The organism is Verrucomicrobiota bacterium (assembly GCA_037139415.1).
Classification (GTDB): Bacteria; Verrucomicrobiota; Verrucomicrobiia; order Limisphaerales; family Fontisphaeraceae; genus JBAXGN01.
This window is the reverse complement of the sequence record JBAXGN010000159.1, coordinates 1-19096: the sequence shown is the minus strand read 5'-3', so window position 1 is coordinate 19096 and position 19096 is coordinate 1. Positions and strand designations below refer to the sequence as shown.

Here is a 19096-nt window from a genome sequence, read left to right as displayed (position 1 = left end):
GGCGCATTGGCAGGCGCTGGCGAATCCGGCGGATAAAGTCTATCCGAATGGGTTCTCCGTGAATACCCGGTTGCTGCTGCCGTAGCAAAAACCGAATTCAACCCGTTGAAAATGCGTGCTTGCCCAGTATCTACATCGGCGTAGATTCCCGCGCATGAGCACAAACTGAGTGTAAATATGATGGCGAGCCAAAAGTAATGCTTCCTTACCGGAACGCGACAAGCGAAGGCATCAAATGTGTCCAAAAGCAAATTCCTATCAGTTAGTTTTATGTGGAACAAGGGCAGTGACGCAACAATGCGATTGCGTACTTCGTATTATCAAGTAGCATCATTCCGCCTGTATGAACATCACCGCAACCTGAAGACAAAAAATGGCCTCTTCCAAATCCAGCAGCATTGTCCGCGGCTTAGCGAGCCTCTATTTTGCAGCCAATTTGGGTGGCTTAGCCACTCTGGCTTACGAGCTGGCACATAAGCATGTCCCGAAAGCGCAAATGGAGGAGATCGGGCTGATGGGGGCCATACTGGTGTATGGGCTTGTCACCCACTTCACGCTTGCCGACTCGTCCCGGATCTTGAAAGGGAGTTGGCAGCTTGAACCTGAAGCCATCGACCGCCTGGAAAACCGCTTCGGCGCGATCGGGCTATTCGCCGCGTTGGCTATCTTGCAAGCTTGGGAACATCATGCCGCGCACTGGGTTTTCTGGTTTTTGTCGGGATCGGCGGTTGTTTTTATTACCGCGGCGGTCGTTCTTGTCGGACAGTTGAAGGAGCTTCATCCAAACTGGCAACCACCGGCACCCAAACCGGCCAAGGGTGTCTGGGCGCGTACAACCGGCGTAATGCCCGCCGTGCTCGTGCTCGGCGGTTTGGTGCTGGGTCTGATCGTTGGGGCTGTCAGGGGGTTCGAGTTGTTCATCGCCGGCATCGTCGGGCTTGGGGTTGGCGTCGTATTAGCCGTGATGTACACCTTGATCGTGCTTGTCCGTAAAACAGATTGATTTCGCTGAGAGGCAGCCTGACTCGCTACCCCGCGATGGTCCGATAAGACCCGGCGGGGGCAACGGGTGCATTGGAGAGCGTACCACTCCAATGCCAGTCCTATGGGCGTGGTGCTGACCGAAACTTACCGCAACGCGACAAGTGAACGCATCCAATGTGCCAAAAAGCAAATTCCTATCAGTATGTAGCGGGCTTTGGCTGCCGTTTTCGCCGGTTTGACCGACGCGGTTTTAAGCATTATACTCATAGAATATGTGCGCACTTTAGCATACGTTAAAACGCGGTCAAACATTTTTTTGGAACTGGACAAACGACATCCGGAACGATATTGCAAGGAAGGGTGTTTTCTTGCGATTAGACTCTCGGGAACCTCTCCACGGCCATTCACCGGAATATGTTTGTATCGTTTATGTTAGCAGATACGTTCTGCAATTCTTGGTTCGATTTCGATATGAAGTTCTCAGAATGGCCAGTCCGTAAAGAAGGATTCCTCCGCCTATCAGGCTCCCCAGGCCCATCTGCCAAAGCCGATAGTTTATGGCAACCGATTGCTCTCTGCGTAGTATCTCCAGACTGGTTTGTAGTGCCTTCAATCTGTCTATACGTTCATGGGTGAGGTTCGCGATGGTTGTGGCTATTTCTGTGGATAATTCATCTAATTTGTGGCGACATTGCCTCGCCTTCAATTGCCCATCGCTGGGTTTCAACCCAATAACGCTCTCCATGTTCTTAGCGAAGGAGGTGGAACGAAGCCCTGGAAAGGAGTTGAGGCGATCTTCAATTCTGAAGGTAGTCAGTATCAATGCAGACCCCATGGTTTCGGGAGATTTGTCGTAGTTTTCTTTGGTGGTTTCAACTTCGTTGAAGAGCGCCTGCGCTACCTCGAGGTCAAGCGCAAACTCTAGGTCATGCGTAGTTATAAAAAATTTAGTCTCGAAGTTGCTTTGTTTGATGAACTCCAGTTCAAGTGAAGGGCAAACACAATCGTAAAACCCGCCTGCCCCAAGAATAACAAATAAAAGTCCACCCAAAAACCAAGGATCCTTCCATTCCTTGGTCAACAGGCTGATCCAACCACCTTGCTTTTGTCCGAGACCCATATCAGTAAAGATAACTAACTTCATTAGATGCTGTCAAGCATCCGTTCTATGCGGTCGTTTTGCTGGCCCCAAAACGGCTCGAAAGCCTAACTCGATTGGAGAGAGATGGGACGAATGGGAGTTAGTGGACGGATGGGACAAATAACCGATAACCGATAACCGATAGCGAATTGCAGATTCCAGATTGCAAATCTCAAATAGCGGTTAAAGAAGGGAACGGCACGCCTAAAGACGAGAGCACGGAACTCAAAGGCGTCTATCCATGGGGGACGCAATGGCCGCCGCCGAAGGGGGCGGGGAATTATGATCCATCGTTAAAGGTGGATGAATATGAATACACTTCGCCGGTAGGGAGCTTTAAAGCCAATCAATTTGGGTTGTCTGATATGGGCGGGAATGTCTGGCAGTGGTGCGAAGACTTTTTTGATGGGCAACGTGGCTCCCGGGTTTTGCGGGGTGGGTCGTGGCGCGACAAAGATTCCAGGCGTCTGCTGTCGTCTGGCCGTGACTTCGATGCGCACGGCGGGCGGGACAACTTCAGCGGGTTTCGGTTGGTGGTGACGGTTGGGGCTGCCCCCTACAACGCTCTGGAAACCAGTCACGCAATTCCACCGCCGTTCGCGGGTAATCGGACATGCAGGGAAAACACTACCGATTGTGGTGAAGGGAATCAAGTGCATACCCAGATAATTGTATTGCCAGAAAATATTCTTGTCATGGTTTTGCAGTTTTTAAAAAAAAATTTTCCAGTGTCCCTAAAACCCAAAATCCGTACTGGTTTTGTACTAGGTTTATCCTAGCGCCAAGCTCACTGCCCACAGGAGCACAGATGCACCCGCAGATGGCTGAAGTGCCGGAAAAGCTTGGACTTTTCCGGGCGAAGAACGTAAACATGCCCAAATAATGAATATTCATGAACTTGGACATTTTGGATTTCACCGGGTCATTGGCTTCATCGCAGCGCTCATGGCCAGCGCGGGGACCGGTCACTGCCTGGCCGAGGATTGGGGCGCTTATGCCATCGTGCCGGTCAGTGCGCCGGCGATGGTGCTGGAAACTGGCGGAGCAACGCCTGCCGAAGGGACGGTGGTAACCATCGGCAAACCGGCCGGGAGCCCCAACCAGAAGTGGGTGATTACCCCCCAGGATGGCCAGTGGGTGACGATTCATCCAGCCGCCAGTTCAGCGCTGGTGATCGCGGTGCAAAAGGGCGGAACGAAGAACGGCTCCGCCATCGTGCTCGAACAGGAAAGTGGCCAGCCCTGGCAACGGTGGACGCTGACGAAACACGAGAACGGCAGTTACACACTAACCCCGAAACATGCCCCCGGCATGGGCCTGGATGATTTCGGCGGCAAGCAGACCCCCGGGGCACAGATTGATTTATGGACGAACACCGGCAATGACCCACACCTCCAATGGATGATCAAACCGCTCGCGGGCAGCGCCGTCCCCCCGTCGGCGAATGAGGCTGCCGGCACGAAATACGAGCCGCCAGTGATCAAGCCGGAGGACGTGCTGCCCGGCGTGACGAAGCAGTTCACCTTCACCCAGAGCGCGATTTTTCCCGGTACCGTGCGCGACGTCACCGTCTTCATCCCGGCGCAGTATGATGGCTCCAAGCCGGCGTGCGTGTACCTCAAAACCGATGGGTATAACCCGCGGGAAAAAACACTGCTGGAGACGGCGATAGCCACCCGGGAGATGCCTGTGACCATCGGCGTATTCGTCCGGCCAGGCGAGGTGCCTTCGCCAGTGAAGGGGACCCTCGGGCGGCGTAATCGCGACTTTGAGTACGACGGGGTGAGCGACAACAAGGTGCGCTTCCTCATCGAGGAATTGCTGCCGCAGGTGGCCAAGGAGTTCAATTTGAAGCTCTCTACCGATGGCAACGACCGTTGCATGGTCGGCGGAAGCAGCGGCGGCATCGCGGCGTTCACCGCCGCCTGGCATCGTCCGGAGGCCTTCAGCCGCGTGTATGCGGCGAGCGGAAGCTGGGTGGCATTCCGCGGCGGGCATGAATTCCCCACCATGGTTCGCAAATTCGAGGCCCGGCCCATTCGCGCATATCTGACGACCGCCACCCACGACATGGAAAATTGCGCGGGCGACTGGTTTCTGCTCGACCAGGAAATGGACAAGGCGCTGAAGTTCTCAGGCTATGACTACCAATTCCGCATCATTGATGGGCGCCATGTCGCGGGCTATGGCGAGCATTGGCAGGAAGCCATGGCGTACCTGTGGAAGAACTGGCCCGAGCGCGTGAAAGCAGGCCCGAGCGCGCCGCGCGCCCAGGAAATCCTGATCCCTGGCGAAGACTGGCAGCCTGTGGCCGAGGGTTTCAAAAGCACCCGCGGCCCGGCTGGCAACGCCAATGGCGAGGTGTTCTTTGCCGATACCTCGAACAATAAGATCCACCGTATCGGGCTGGATGACAAAATCAGCGTCTTTGTCGAAGACGCCGCCCAAGCCCACTGTGTCACCGTCGGCGCGGACGGCACGCTTTTCACCATCTCAGAAAAGTCCGGCCAACTCATGCGCTACGACACCGCGGGCAAAGGCAGCGTGGTCCTGGACGGCATCCCAGGACACTCCATTCTCGCCCGTCCGGATGGCAGCCTTTACGTCACGGCGAACGGAGACAAGCCCAACTCGCCCGGCACGATGTGGTTGATCAAGGACGGCAAGAAGACGCAGGTGGATAGCGGCATTAAGTTCGCCACGGGCATGGCGTATCGGCCCGATCAATGGCTGCTGTCCGTTGCCGAGGGTCATTCCAAGTGGGTGTACAGCTATCAGATCAACGCCGAGGGCACACTCATCAACAAGGAACGCTTCTTCCATCTCTATGTGGCCGACTGGGACGACGATGCCGGGGCGGAATGCGTGTGCTACTCGCTGGAAGGCCGCCAATTCATCGCCACGCGCAGCGGCGTCCAGATCAGCGCTGACGACGGCCCGACGCAGGTCATCCTGCCCGTGCCCGACCGCAGCCGCGTGACCGGCGTGGCGATTGGCGGCAAGGACAAGGATACGCTCTACGCCCTTTGCGGGAACAAGGTGTGGAAACGCAAGATCCGGCAGCATGCAATGGGTGCCTTTACGCCGTGGACGAAAGTCAGCGGGACGAAACTCTAGCAAAAACTGCCCACCCCGACCGGGAGGTTGACGAACAAGTGGTCGGGGCCCAGCGGGTTTGGCATGGCGGGAGGTAAACAACGCCAAAGCGGCAGAAAAGAAACATCACCTGGAATCATTTCATTTCATTTTTGACGGGCATGGTTTAAGGTCGGCGGCCATGAAAGCACATGCGTTGCTTGGCGGTCTTTTCACCCTGGCGCTGGCTATGTCCGCGAACGCGGACGTCTCCGCTCGCGAACCTACCAACGGTTATCGCGTCATTCTTTGGACCGCAGACGCCGCGTTCAAAGACCCGGCCCGCATTCCGTTACTCATGCAGCGCTTGCGCGAACTCGGCGTGAACACCGGCATGGTGCATCACGACGCGGCCCAAGCCCGGAATTGGACCAACCATGGGTTTCCCTATTACGTCGAGAATATCATCAACCGCGGGCTTTGCCTCAAATGGAATTCCAAGGTTCGTGATTGGGATAAATTTGTCACGACGTGGAAAGTCCCGCGCGACGAAGCCGGGATGATTCGCGATTACTGCCTGGACGATCCCACGTGGCAACAATGGGCGTGCGGGGAAATGCAGCAGGTCGTGCGCCAGCATGTCCAGAACCAACCGGTGCTCTATGACATCCGCGATGAATTATCCGTAACCATTTCCGCCAACCCGTTCGATTACGATTTTAGTCCGATGGCTTTGCAACGGTTCCGGGAATGGCTCAAGACGCAATACCCGGATTTGGGGTCCTTGAACCGAGAGTGGGATACCCAGTTTTCCTCCTGGGACGCGGTGAAGCCTTTTACCACGGACCAAATCAAGAACCGCATGGCCAGTGGTATGGCGTTGCCACGCGGCCAGCCGGATTGGCAGGCGGTGCAGCGCCTGAAGTTTGACGTCGCCACCGCAGGGCGCGAACCCATGCGCTGGAATTTGGCGCCCTGGTGCGATTTCCGCACCTATATGGATATTTCCCTGGCGCGGGCGCTCGATCAGATACGCGGCGCAGCACATTCAATCGATCTTCGAACTCCGGTAGGCATCGAGGGCACCCAAATGCCCAGTGCCTTTGGCGGTTATGACTTGTGGCGGTTGTCACAGGCGCTCGATTGGGTGGAGCCGTATGACGTCGGGAATGCCAGGGAAATCTTCGCCTCGTTTCTGCCGGGAAAACCCATCCTGACCACCGTCTTTGAAAACGAGACCAAGCCCGCCCGTCGCCGCTTGTGGCACCTGCTGCTGCAAGGCGACACCGGCTGCATTGTTTGGTGGAGCGAGGATTGCCTGGCCTGGAACCTGCCGGATTTGCCGCTCACCCCCAAGGCCAGGGCGCTCGCGCCCGTGCTCAAGGAAATGACCTCGCCGCTGGCCGCTTTGTTCCGGCGGGCGCAACGCGAATATGACCCCATCGCCATTCACTACTCGCAAGCCAGCATCCAGGTGGATTGGCTGCTGGAATCCACCGTGGATGGTTCCACCTGGCTGCGCCGTTTTTCCAGTTACGAGGCCCGGCATAATCGCCAGGCCCGGGTGCGGAATGCCTGGCTCAAGCTGTTCCAGGATTTGGGATTCAGCCCGCGCTTTGTTTCGTATGCGGAAGTTGAGCGGGGCCGGCTGCTGGCCGACGGTTATCGCGCCTTCATCATGCCAGACTCGCTGGCACTCTCGGATCGCGAGGCCCAAGCCATCAACGCATTCTCGGCTTCTCAGGGTGAAAGCCTGGACCGTTTTATTTTTGCAGACGGTTCACCCGGTGCCTTTGATCAGCACGGCAAACTCCGCGCGCAACCCGCCCTCAAACTGCCGGCTTTGAAGATGTCCAATTCCGATCAAGGTTTCTTCAGCAGTAATTCACGCACTGGCGAGGCACGGCATTGGGACGGCGATATTTCCGGCTATGCGTTGAGCCGGCTTTCGCCCACCCCCGATCTCGTCTGGCCAATTGCGCTGGAGGAGCTACTGGCTCCCCTGCCCCGGGAGATTCGCGTGCCAATGGAAAGCCGCACCCGGATTTACCGTTTCCGCCTGGGCAATGCCCGGCTGGTTGCCTTCGAGCGCAATATTGATTACCACATGAGCGAAGATTTGAAGCAGACCGGCGGCAACGAGGCATTGGAAAAACCTGCCGAGGTGGCGGTCCGCCTGGCAGCCCCGGCGCATGTCTATGATCTCGCCAGCCGGCGTTACCTCGGACGCACCGATCATTGGACCATGACGGTGGATCCCTGGCAGCCCGCCTTATACGCCCTATTACCGGAAGCGGTGGAGCCAGCGACGATCATGGAATATCTTAAGTGAAGACACCCCCTCCGGAGCTGACCGTGGCTATTCCACTTTATAACCAAGGTGGACATATTCTTTGCCAGTTTCCTGTTAATACCAGATCCGAAAAGGCGGAAATCTGCCCCACTGGCTGGCGTGCCTTACAAACCTTTTCCCGCATTCAGTCTCGACGCCGGGCGTAATCTGGTGCTATGAAGAAGGCGCGATACAACTGGTATGTCCGAAGCTTTGCGCGCCATCAATTTGAGCAAACGTTTTGACACCGTCACGGCGGTGGACGGCGTTTGCTTTGGCGTGAACTACGGTGAGGTGGTGGGCTTGCTGGGACCCAACGGCGCGGGCAAAACCACCACCTTGCGCATGTTGGCCGGCATTCTCACTCCCACGTCCGGTCAGGTGCTGGTCCAAGGTTGCGACCTGCAGTCCAACCCGCTGGCGGCCAAACAGCGCATGGGCTTCCTTTCCGGCGACACCCAGCTTTACCAACGATTAACGCCGCGCGAGGTGCTGGAATATTTTGGCCGCCTGTACGGGCTGGATGAAGTTCGGCTGGCTCGACGCATTGCTCAGGTATGCGAAGAACTTGAAATGTCCGCGTTTGCCGACCGCCCCTGCCGCACCCTTTCCTCCGGCCAAAAACAACGTGCCAACATCGCGCGGGCTTTTCTCCACGAGCCCGAGGTGCTGATTCTGGACGAACCCACCTCCGCGCTGGATGTCATCAGCGGTCAATTTATCATTGCTGCCATCCGTCGGCAGCGGGCGGCCGGACGGGCAATCCTGTTCTCCACGCATATCATGGGCGAGGCGGAGTATTTGTGCGACCGCATCTGCCTGATTCACGAGGGCCGGATCGCGGACCAAGGGCGGCTCGATGAAATCCTGGCGCACTCCGGCTGCACCAACCTGACCGATGCCTTCCTGTGGCACGCGCACAACGCCGCCTCGACAGGCGCATCGCCCGCGAAACCTTGACGCCCTGAAATAATGCGCCCGCACATTCTCTGGACCATTTTTTGCAAGGAATTGCGGGACGCGTTGCGCGACCGGTTGACGCTGGCGGTGGTGATCCTCCTGCCAATGCTGCTGTATCCGTTGATGATCACCGGCCTGGGCAAAATCCAGAGTGTCCAAGCGGCCAGCCAGGAGGAAAAAGCATCCCGGATCGCCGTGTGGGGGACTCTCAGCGACGCGCAGATCAAACAACTCAAAGGCACCAATAATGTGATTTTTGAACACTGGATCGGGGCGCGAAAAGCCATTCGCAACGGACTCGAATCCGGCCAATTACAGCCACCCCCCTCCGACGAAACAAATGCGCCCGTCAAAGGCGTTGCCAAATCCGCACGATCCGTCAAGGAAGCCCCGGTGGAAAACGAGGTCTTGCAGGCGGCGAGGGAGGTCGTGACCTTGCGCAAAGTGGAGGCGGTACTGATTCTCTGGCCGGGCTTCAAGGAAGCGCTGGCCGACGAGGGATTGGGCAAAGTGGCGGTGTATTATGACTCCGTGTTGCCAACTTCGCAAAAAGCCTCGGACCGTCTGAACCAGGCCTTGTGGGATTTCCGGCGTGCCCTGCTGGTGGAACGCGAGCGCACGCACGGGTTGAAGGAGGGCTTCATTACCGGCGTGGACATCCGCTGGTTTAATGTCGCGCCCGCCAAGCGCCGGGCCGCCAGCGCCTTGGGGGCGCTGCTGCCGTTTGTGCTCATCATGCTCTCCGCCTCCGGATCGCTCACAGCGGCACTGGACCTGACCGCCGGGGAAAAGGACCGCGCCACGATGCAAACCCTGCTCTGCGCGCCGGTGCACAGCTTGGAGATTGTGGGCGGGAAATTCCTGGCCATCTGGACGGTCAGCCTGCTGGCCGCCCTGGCCAACCTGGTCAGTTTGGTAGCCACCATGTCGCGAGTTTCGAGCCAGATAGACTTGACGGGCATGTCCCCTCTGACCTGCCTGCTGGCGTTCATCATGCTGTTGCCAGCGACCTTTATGATTAGCGCCCTTTTTCTCGCCGTAGCCACGCTGGCGCGGGACGTGAAGGACGCGGGGAATTTTCTCGGTGCCACGCTCTCCCTGCTGCTGATGCCCATGATGGCCACGCTGCTGCCCGGCGTGGAACTCAACGCCTGGACCGCGTTTGTGCCACTGGTAAACCTGAGCCTGCTGATCAAAGCCATATTCCTCGCGGAAGCCAAGCCCGAGGTGATGTTCCTGGCATTGGCCTCCTCACTCACCTACGCCACGCTGGCCATCTTGTTGGCAGCCCGCGTATTCGGACAGGAACAAATCCTGCTGGGCGGGCGCGGTTCCCTGGCTTCCTTGTTCCGCCGGAACCGCGACGGTGCTGCGTTGCCCGGCCCCTCCGTGAGTCTGACGCTATTTGCGGCGACCCTGGTGCTCGTGTTTTATGGTAGCCTGCTCCTGGAAAAGGCCGGTATTGTCACGACCGTGCTGGTGACGGAATACGGCTTCTACTTATTGCCCGTGGCCTTGCTGGCATGGTGGATGCGGTATCCAGAACGAACGACATTTTCCTTGGGCAAACCCAGCCTGCGGGGCCTGGCCGGCGCGGGTTTGATTGGCCTCTCCGCATGGGCGATCATCGCGGGACTCGCCTTCCGGCTGCTGCCCCCGCCAGACTCATTGGTGGAAGCGTTGAAAAAGGTGGTGCTCTTGGAGGACGCCAATTCGCCGCTGTGGGCAGCCTGGCTGGTGGTGGCCGCAACTCCGGCGATCTGCGAAGAATTATTCTTTCGCGGTCTGGTCTTCGCTGGATTGCGGCGGTTCGGCACCTGGCCGGCGTTGCTGATTTCCTCACTGCTCTTCGCGCTCGCGCACGCCTCCATCTACCGGCTGCTGCCCACGTTCCTGTTGGGGTTGTTGCTGGGATTTGTGCTGATTCGCACCGGCTCGATTTTCTGCTGCATGTTGCTCCACCTGCTCAACAACGGGTTGGCGGTCACCTTGGCCCGACATCCAGCGCTGGCCGAGAAAATGGGTTTCCAGGATTCCGCGCCCGTGCCGTGGACCATCACCTTGATTGGTTTCGCGCTGGTGTTGGCGGGCCTTTGGCTGTTGCCGAAGTCGGAGAAAAGGCCAGTCATCAGTGAACAGTCATCAGTGAACAGTCATCAGTGAACAGTCATCAGTGAACAGGGCGCTTATTGGAAGAACGAATACAGGTTGGCCAGCTCCCACGGCGGGAGTCCTTTCAACAGGTTGGGTGGCATGAAAGACCGGGTGCTGACAACGTTGGAAACAATATCGGTCTTATCCAAACGGACCGCCGAGGTGGCGTTGATTTGCAGGAGCAGCAATTCGGCGGATTCGTACACCACCAAGCCCTCGAAATTTCCATGCCGCCGGGTTTGCACCTCATGCATGCGGTATTGCTCATTCAACTCGCGGCTGGGGAATATGATTTTGCGGAAAAAATCCTCGCGCGAATAACGGTTGGTCACATCCATCAGGCTTGGGCCAACAAAACCGCTCCCCAAATGGCAGACCGCGCAACCGCGTTGGGTGAACACCTTTTCGCCAGCCAGGACGTTCCCCTTCAACCATTCCGTGCGTTTGAACACGGCCAGCCATTGATCCCATTGTTCTACCTCGCTGTTGCGGGCACGGTCCCACAGCGTGGGATAAGTCCGTGAAAACCAGTCCAGCCAGGGTTGATACGTGGCTCTTAATCGGGTGCCATCGGGTCCGGTCTCGCGGATTTGAATGGTTTGGGCGCTTTGATATTGCAGCAGTTTTTGCACCCGCTCACGCAAGGCCACCCGCGGCGGTTCGTAGCAGAGCCGCTGCAACAGCCGCAGCACCGGCGTCAAGTTTTGGAAATTGTCGTCCATCGGCAATTTCAGCAACGCATTCACGCTGGATTCCACGACCTGCCATTGGCTGGATTCCAATCCCGCTAGAAAGCGCTCCCGATCTTCCAGCTCCGGCCGTGCGGCGAGTTGCAGAATAATGGCCTCGCGCACCAGCGGGTTACCCGCTTGTTGGCGGAAGGCGGGAAACACCTGCGAAGCAGGCAGTAGAGCCAGTAGTTCCACCAGGGGTTCGGACCAGGAAAAACGAACCCCGCGCTTCCAAGCCGCCGCAAACAGAGCGGCCGCCCGTTGTTGTTGCGGATCGGTCAAACAGACCAGCAGCGGCAGGTTCTCATCGGTGGGAAAGTCCGACTGGGCCAGCAACGTCACACCCAATAACGGATCGCGTTGCCCCAATTGCCTGGCCACTTCGGTCAAGCGCTGTTCCCACTGATTGCCGGGCGGACGGGGGCTGCCGGTAATCTTGCGCCCCAGTCCGGTGAGCCCGGCGGCGGTGCGCAACGTGATTTCCGCCGGACGCGGTCCGCGCAGGCGCGCCAACACCGTCAGGTAATGCAGATCGTCACCTGGCGAACTGCCAACCGTCAGCATGGCGGTCACCCGCTCCATCGTTTTCGGATCATCCTCTTCCAGCATCGCGAGCAAGCGGGAGATTTCCAGATCAAGATCATGGGCCCGGGAAGGAAATGCTTCGCGCAACGTCTGACGAATGCGCGCCACCAGGGCCTCGCGCCCCCGCAACGAGAGCGCCGGCTCGTAATCAGCAAATGCTTCACCGGAAGGGGATTCCAGTTTGGCATCGCCTAACGCCAGCTTGATCAGTCGCACCGCCGCGAGCCGCACCTCTTCCGCCGAAGAGGTCTTCCACATGTCCAACGCGGTCTGAATGGCATTGGTGTGTACGGTGGCCATGGGCGTGCGCCAGAGTTCCACCAGCCCACCCATCAGGCGCGCATCGTAATTGGCGCTTTTCAAATCGGCGGCCAAATCATTCCAACTGGCGGGCGGCAGCAGCGCAGCAAGGTGGGCGGCCGCCAGACGCAGACGCTTGTCGGGATGCGCCAGGTTGGCCTCAATGGCAGGCAGCAGGGCGAACGGATCAAAGTCCAGAAAACGGTCACCCAGCGATTCCAAGGCGCAACGGCGCACGGCGGGCTCGTGATCCTGCGCCAGCGCCAGCAGGAGTGCCGGCGCACTGCGGCCCGCTTGGCGGCCCAGCGACCACGCGACCCGCGCGCGTACTTCCGGCACCAGTGCGCGGCTGGCCGCCCGCGCTTCCCGCTCCGATATGCCACCAAACACCTCGGTCAACACCTCCACCGCGCGCACACGCACGGCGGTCATCGCCTGCTCGTTGACCAGCACCCGCCCGAAACTATCCGCGCCCAATTGCCGGGCCAGCGGCACCCACGCGGCCCGACTCCAGGCCGTTTGCGGTTGCGGGGCCATCAACACACGCAACCCGAGATCATCCGTATAAATCAGATGTTCAACTTCGCGATCCTGGGCATCATTGCCGTAATACTGAATGCGAAAAATCGCGCCATGCGTCTTGCGTCCTCCCGAAGCAATGAGTAATGCGCCATCCGGTGCCACCACGATATCGCTGGGCGCAAACGCATGCGTGCCGATGGTTTCCATGAACAGTTCCAACTTGACGGTGTAGCCGGAACCCTGAGGTTGAAGTGCGCCAAAATAAACCCGTCCATGCGCCCAATCCAGCAGGAACAGACCATTATGAAAATAGGTGGGAAATCGGTAGTGGCGATAGTTGATGACCCCGGTGGGGACCGCCGAACCAACAGCGTTCAGGGACACCACCGTATCTGGATAATACTCCGGCCGCCGCCAACTGCGCTGCTCTCCCGCCATCCGCCAGCCATGGTGTTGGGCGTACCCCACCTGATACAGCCGCGAGGGTTCATACCATGGTAGCCGGGCATCCGCCTCCGCGTCGCCATCCCACGTAAACATGTCCCCCAACCAGTTGAAATCAAACGCGTGCGGATTACGAAAACCTTGCGCGATGATCTCGCAATCCCCCCCGCCCTGCGCCAGGCGCAACAGCACGCCACCTTCCGCTTCATGAATCGGGGAATTCAAAGTATTGGCATGACGGCGATTAATGCCCGTGGCCGGTCCCGCCATAACGTACAAACTGCCATCCGGCCCCTGCCTCACTTGGTGCCCGCCAAACTCGCCGTCCCGCAGGGGAATCACCAAGTCCGGCGGATCACCAGCATTCCCGGCGAAGTAGCGGAGCAACGCGCCATCCGCGACGGCATACAGAATGCCGCCATCGAAGCACATACCCTCGGCGGCATGGCTGGGAGAGGCAACCAAGGTGGCTGAGGCAGCAGCGCCATTGGTGCGGGGATCGTTCAAAACCTTGATATAGCCGGGACCGCTTACCACCACCCGCCCCATGGGATCAACTGTCAGGCTGTGGATGTCCGGCACCATCGGTTCATCCGCATAAACATTGATACGAAACCCCTTGGCAAGCCGCACCCCCAGCGCATCCACGTTCACCAACGGGATGGCGGCATGGCTCAACGTTGCCGCCAATAAGGCAGTCAGCGCGCCCCGGAAAACCCATGTCAAACGACAGTACACAACCAAAACGTACACGCGATCCGAGGTTCTAACAACGCCATAGATTTGTCCTCCCAACCATTCCTACTCTCCCTCGGTCTCCGCACCGGGATGAAACCCCGCGTCCATGACCACCCCGCGCTTCGCGTTGCTTACAAAATCCAACATCACCCGCGCCGCGTCGTTCATGAATAACGTCTGGGCATCGGCCACTGCCTCGCGGAAGTTCCGTCCGGACCGGAATAAGGCGTGATACAGCTTCTTTACCTCCAATCGCTGCTCGCTACTGTACCCGGCACGACGCATCCCCACCACATTCAAACCACATATCTCGTTCACCTTGTGTGCGATGGTGAAAGGCGGCAAATCCTTGCTGATGGCGCTGCCGCCCTGCATCAAGGCCAGCGTGCCAATCCGCACAAATTGATGTACCAGGCAATTACCGGAGATGAACACCCGGTCGGCCACTGTGACGTGCCCCGCCAGCAGCACCCCGTTTGCCAGAATGACGTGGTTTCCCAGAATGGCGTTATGCCCCACATGGCTGCCCGCCATCAGGAAGTTATTGGACCCCACCACGGTATCCTCGGTGAGTTTATTGGAGCGATGCACGGTGACATTTTCACGAAAGACGTTGCCGTCCCCAATGCGCAGGCGGGTGGGCTCGCCATGATACTTTAAATCCTGGGGCGCGTCGCCAATGACACAACCGGTATGGAACCGGTTGCGCGCGCCAATGGTCGTTTGACCAGTCAGGTGAACATGCGGCCCGACGATGCACTCGGGCCCCAGCACCACGCCTTCATCAATCACCGCGAATGGCCCGACGTCCACCGTCGGGTGTAACTGCGCTTTCGCATGAACCACTGCCGTTGCATGAATCATGGCCGCATCATGCTAAAGAACCGCCCCAGCGTCGAAGAAAAAATACAAGGACGACAAATCCTTATTATTCCGGATCACCCGCCCAGGCCATCGCACGCGTCACCGGGCCGACGCCGCCGAAAAAATGATGGGGCTCAGAGGATAAGCCGCCTCAAGGCTGCTTGGCGGGTGGTTCCATGCGCGGCGGTTCGCTCTGAAGGGGCGGGGTCACCCGCCCCTTGCGTTTCTGCACCGCCTGCCGGAGCACATATTCGATCTGGCCGTTGACGCTGCGCAATTCATCCGCCGCCCAGGCCTCCAAATCGGCCCAGAGCGCCGGATCAATCCGCATTAAAAATGACTTCCGCTCCGCCATCGCGTTTCGGGGTAAAGGCCAGCGTCAGGAATAAATCGAACCGGCATTAATGACCGGATGCACCTCGGATTCCCCGCACAGGACAACCATCAGGTTGCTCACCATCGCCGCTTTCCGATCGTCATCCAGTTGCACCACTTGTTTCTCCGCCAATTCCTTGAGGGCCATGGACACCATGCTCACCGCACCATGCACAATCTTCTGCCGCGCGGCAATCACCGCCTCGGCCTGTTGCCGCCGCAACATCGCCTGGGCGATCTCCGGCGCGTACGCCAGATGCGTCAAGCGCGCCTCCTCCACCACGACGCCGGCCTTTTGCAAGCGTTCGTGCAGTTCCAGGCAGAGCGCCTTCGACACTTCCTCCACGCCACTGCGCAGCGTGATTTCATTCTCTTCACCGTGATCGTACGCGTACAGGCTCGCCAGATGACGCAACGCGGATTCGCTTTGAATGCGGACGTAACTCTCATAATCGTCCACGTCAAAAAACGCCTGCGCGGTGTCCTGCACCCGCCACACCACCACGGCGGCGATTTCAATCGGGTTGCCCCGCTTGTCGTTCACCTTGAGCTTGTCCCCGTTCAAATTGCGCGCGCGCAGCGAAATCTTGCAGCGGCTGAGCCCACCGGTGGTGGTTGTGGACATGCTGCTGGGATCCATTTTGATGCCGGTCTTGGACACCGTCCACATAGACTTGGGGCTGTTGGAATAAAATGGATTGGCCCAGTAAAAACCACTCTCCCGCACCGTCCCACGATACTCGCCAAACAGGATCAACACCCGCGCCTCATTGGGCTGCAACGAAAAGAACCCAAACGTACAGATCAGGCCGGTTGGAAACAGTAGCAAGGCCGTAATAAACATCCACCAGACCGGATGCCCGTAGTTCCGGTCTCCAATAACCAGCGAAGCGATGAAAAGCCCGATGAACCCGAGGTACATCAAGATGACCTTGGGCAGCATGGACCAACCGCTCGTTAGCCGCACAACTTTCTCACGATTTGTATTTTGTATATTCATAGTGATCTTCGATTTTTGTTATCGCAGTGATATCATAATGCAATCTTCACAGGCCGTCAAGTGGGAGAATGATTTTTTTATTTGGCACGCCGACGCCTTGGTTGAAATGCGTGAAAACACAGTGGTAGCCGAAAGGCTAAAACGATGGCGGGCAGCCTCAAATATGGCGACCCGCCTCAGCGGTATTCGCCGAGTTGCGGAGGATCGGGGACTGGCGGGCGGGATTTCCGCCGCCACACTTCACATCTTTTGAAGCGTCACTTGGCCGGTTCGGCGTTCCAAACCTTAATATCATCGAACCAGCCGTCTTTGCCGGCGACGCCTAATTCAATCTTGGACTTGGTCGCGTGAGCGATGCCGGAGGACTTCAGAAACGCAGCGGGCTTGCCATCGAGTGTGACGCGCATGGTGTCCCCAACGGTTTCGACAACGAGCGTGTACCACTTGCCGGCCTCGAGTTTGGCGGGATAGGTCACCTGTCGGCCCGCGAGCAGCTTGGCCACTTCGGCTTTCTTGGTCGGGTCGTTGCGCAAGTCGCGGATGTCGTTACGCATGCCGCCATCGCGCTCATCAATGATGGTAACGCCGTTGAGTCGGACCTGGGCGCGGCAGAGATGGCCGTAGTGCGAGTTGGTGTACTGGCGGTCGTCGAACTCCACGTCAATCATCGTGGCGCCATCAAAGCGAATCCGGGCCTCGACGACGCTATCCTTGGTGGGGATTTCCAAGCCATGCACGGCGGCGTGGGCCTTGATGGCGGGCTTGCCGTTGGCGGCGGGGACGTCCTTATCGCGCGTCTGCGTGCCTTTCAGCGCGCCATTTTCCACAGCGAAGGTTGCGACCACCTTATGCCACACCTTGGCCGGCACGGCACCTTGGAAGTCATCCGAGAAGAGCAGTTCCTTCTTGTTGGCGATCGGTCCGGCGGGAATCGGGGGCAAGGCGGCGGACAAGGCAACCGCCATGAAGAGAAAACCAGGAACCAGCGCCATCAAGACTTTACCGCGCTGCGGACGGCAGCCCGCTTGAAGCGGAACTTCGGGAAGTGCCCATTGCGATGAAATGGATTTTCTCCCCACTGGGCGCAGGGCGGTGACCGGGCATTGCTTTTGGCATGTGTTCATGGGCAATACCCTATTTCCTGTCCCTCGAAAGTCAATGACCATTTACCATCCGTCGAACAGTGCCATCATCAGACACCAAATGCAGCGACCCAGCCACCAACCCATCAATCATGGTCAAACCACTCATCGCTCCTCGCCTCGCCCCCCACCCCTCGCTGCGCACAAAATCCCGTGTGCCTTGCGCACCTAGCGGTTTTCGCGGTATCTGGAACTCATTGAACATGGTGGTGATTTAACTCCCATCCGCCGTGGCTGACAAGCACGTTTCCGCTGCCCATTTCTGGCATCCCTCCCGGATGTTTTGTCGCAACGACGTTTACCGGCGGGCAGGCGCCCTCGTACCGCAGACTTCCAAGTCTGCTGTGTCGCGGATTTCCAATCCGCAGACCTTCATACCCTCCCCACGGTTGACGATTTCCCAGCGTCTGCCGACTAGGAAGTCGGCGATACGGCAGGTTAGAAACCTGCGGCACGTTTCGCGGCATGATTTCCCTACGGCTATTTTGTTCTTCCGCCTTTAATCGCGGGTCTTTCCCGTTACACCCGCCGCATTGCGGCGCGCACGGCGATTATTTCACCACGATGCCGCCTGGGACGGACATGTATTTTGATTTCTGCGCGTGGCAGATAAGGTCATGCAGGCGGCATCAGGGAAAATGAGGCTCACATCCACAATTTTGCACGGCGCAGGTAGTTGGATGCGGTACGCCAATTTCGCTGCGCAGTCAATCCCTCGCGATATGCGGCCAGCAACCAAAAAACTGCGGTCGGCAAATCCAAATAGTTGACACGCACAGCGTTTTATGTGTACAAGCACTGAAGTTTACTCCGGTGGAATTATAGTTTCCACACGCGGAACTATTTATACCGTCAGCGGAATTATAGTAACCGCATAAGGAACTATAAAAACCACTGGCGGAAGTTATAGAACCGTGCGCGTAATTATAATAACCGCGTACGGAAATAGAAAAAACGCTTGCGGAAATAACAATACCGCCGGTGGAAAATAGAAATCCGCCGTAGGAAATAACAAAAACTACCTAGCATAAGCGGCTTTGTGCGTGGCATTTTGCGGGATGCAGGTAGCAATTGGCCCGATGCGGCGGGCAATAGAGGTTTGATGGTTAATCATGAACGAAAGGTAATGCGTATGGCGAAAGTTAAGCTTGGTTTAAAAGGAATGACGGAGAACAATGTGCTCACGTTGGCTAGACTCATCGTGGAAATGCTCGGCAAAAGCGAACATTTCCCGGATGCAGAGGAAATTGTGGCGGAGTTGTCGGCCGCGCTGGAGGATTCCCAGGCCAAAGCGCAGGAATATGACGCCACGGAGAACCTCCTGAAGCAGCGGTTGACGGAGAAAAGGGGTTCCTTCGGCAACCTGCGCACGGTGCTGACGCGCACGGCGGAATTTGTGCAGAGCCGTAGCGGCGGGCGTCCGGAGGTCATCGCCAGTGCGGGCGTGCCGCTGCGCAAAGAGGCCGCGCCGGTCGGTTTGTTGCCTGCGCCGCGCGGGGTTCGGGTGCTGGCGATCAACAATGCGGGCGAACTCACCATCAAATGGGGCCGGGTGCGGGGCGCAGTGAGCTACCAAGTGCAGTTGGCCATCGGCGACGATCAATGGAACTGGGTGTTTGCCGGTTCGGTGACGAAGACCAAGCTCAAAGTGACCGGCCTGCAAAGCGGGGTGAAGTACTGGTTCCGCGTGGCCGCGCTCAACACGAACGGCCTGGGCGATTGGAGCCAAATTGTGCCCAAGATGGTGCC

13 protein-coding genes are annotated in these 19096 nt (G+C 58.0%); 7 read left to right on the top strand and 6 right to left on the bottom strand.

All coding sequences use genetic code 11. From position 1 onward, the window contains the following. Positions 1 to 373 precede the first annotated feature (373 nt). Positions 374 to 1003 carry a hypothetical protein gene (locus WCO56_22540; GenBank protein MEI7732368.1) on the top strand — a complete coding sequence of 210 codons (630 nt, stop codon included), beginning with the start codon at positions 374 to 376 and terminating at the stop codon, positions 1001 to 1003. Between the two features lie 408 nt (positions 1004 to 1411). Here WCO56_22540 and WCO56_22535 read toward each other — a convergent pair whose 3' ends face one another. After that, positions 1412 to 2128: a hypothetical protein gene (locus WCO56_22535; GenBank protein ID MEI7732367.1), complete on the bottom strand. Its 717-nt coding sequence runs from the start codon at positions 2126 to 2128 to the stop codon at positions 1412 to 1414. A 146-nt stretch (positions 2129 to 2274) separates the two neighbouring features. On the opposite strand from WCO56_22535, the gene WCO56_22530 reads away from it, so the two are divergent. The 5 genes from WCO56_22530 to WCO56_22510 all read left to right on the top strand — a co-directional run bounded on the left by WCO56_22530 (position 2275) and on the right by WCO56_22510 (position 10655). After that, positions 2275 to 2904, top strand: coding sequence for an SUMF1/EgtB/PvdO family nonheme iron enzyme (locus WCO56_22530; GenBank protein ID MEI7732366.1), 630 nt, complete (start codon positions 2275 to 2277; stop codon positions 2902 to 2904). Positions 2905 to 3007: 103 nt separating this feature from the next. Then, a complete protein-coding gene (locus WCO56_22525) occupies positions 3008 to 5242 on the top strand; it encodes an RICIN domain-containing protein (protein ID MEI7732365.1) in 2235 nt (744 codons plus the stop codon). A gap of 160 nt (positions 5243 to 5402) precedes the next feature. Next, positions 5403 to 7532, top strand: a complete 2130-nt coding sequence (locus WCO56_22520) for a beta-galactosidase (GenBank protein MEI7732364.1) — start codon at positions 5403 to 5405, stop codon at positions 7530 to 7532. Between the two features lie 201 nt (positions 7533 to 7733). Then, on the top strand, positions 7734 to 8492 hold the full coding sequence (locus tag WCO56_22515; GenBank protein MEI7732363.1) for an ABC transporter ATP-binding protein: 759 nt from the start codon (positions 7734 to 7736) through the stop codon (positions 8490 to 8492). Between the two features lie 12 nt (positions 8493 to 8504). After that, on the top strand, positions 8505 to 10655 hold the full coding sequence (locus WCO56_22510; GenBank protein ID MEI7732362.1) for an ABC transporter permease subunit/CPBP intramembrane protease: 2151 nt from the start codon (positions 8505 to 8507) through the stop codon (positions 10653 to 10655). Positions 10656 to 10678: 23 nt separating this feature from the next. On the opposite strand, the gene WCO56_22505 is transcribed toward WCO56_22510, so the two are convergent. The 5 genes from WCO56_22505 to WCO56_22485 all read right to left on the bottom strand — a co-directional run bounded on the left by WCO56_22505 (position 10679) and on the right by WCO56_22485 (position 17329). Continuing rightward, entirely contained in the window at positions 10679 to 13954 is a 3276-nt protein-coding gene (locus tag WCO56_22505; protein MEI7732361.1) for a HEAT repeat domain-containing protein, read from the bottom strand. A 75-nt stretch (positions 13955 to 14029) separates the two neighbouring features. After that, positions 14030 to 14830, bottom strand: a complete 801-nt coding sequence (gene lpxA, locus WCO56_22500) for an acyl-ACP--UDP-N-acetylglucosamine O-acyltransferase (protein ID MEI7732360.1) — start codon at positions 14828 to 14830, stop codon at positions 14030 to 14032. A 151-nt stretch (positions 14831 to 14981) separates the two neighbouring features. Beyond that, complete coding sequence (locus WCO56_22495) at positions 14982 to 15161, bottom strand: Arc family DNA-binding protein (GenBank protein MEI7732359.1); 180 nt, start codon at positions 15159 to 15161, stop codon at positions 14982 to 14984. A 48-nt stretch (positions 15162 to 15209) separates the two neighbouring features. Then, positions 15210 to 16205: an SPFH domain-containing protein gene (locus WCO56_22490; GenBank protein ID MEI7732358.1), complete on the bottom strand. Its 996-nt coding sequence runs from the start codon at positions 16203 to 16205 to the stop codon at positions 15210 to 15212. A gap of 257 nt (positions 16206 to 16462) precedes the next feature. Beyond that, complete coding sequence (locus tag WCO56_22485) at positions 16463 to 17329, bottom strand: hypothetical protein (GenBank protein MEI7732357.1); 867 nt, start codon at positions 17327 to 17329, stop codon at positions 16463 to 16465. A 1150-nt stretch (positions 17330 to 18479) separates the two neighbouring features. Here WCO56_22485 and WCO56_22480 point away from each other — a divergent pair. Further along, the coding region (locus WCO56_22480; protein ID MEI7732356.1) for a fibronectin type III domain-containing protein at positions 18480 to 19096 on the top strand (617 nt) is incomplete at its 3' end.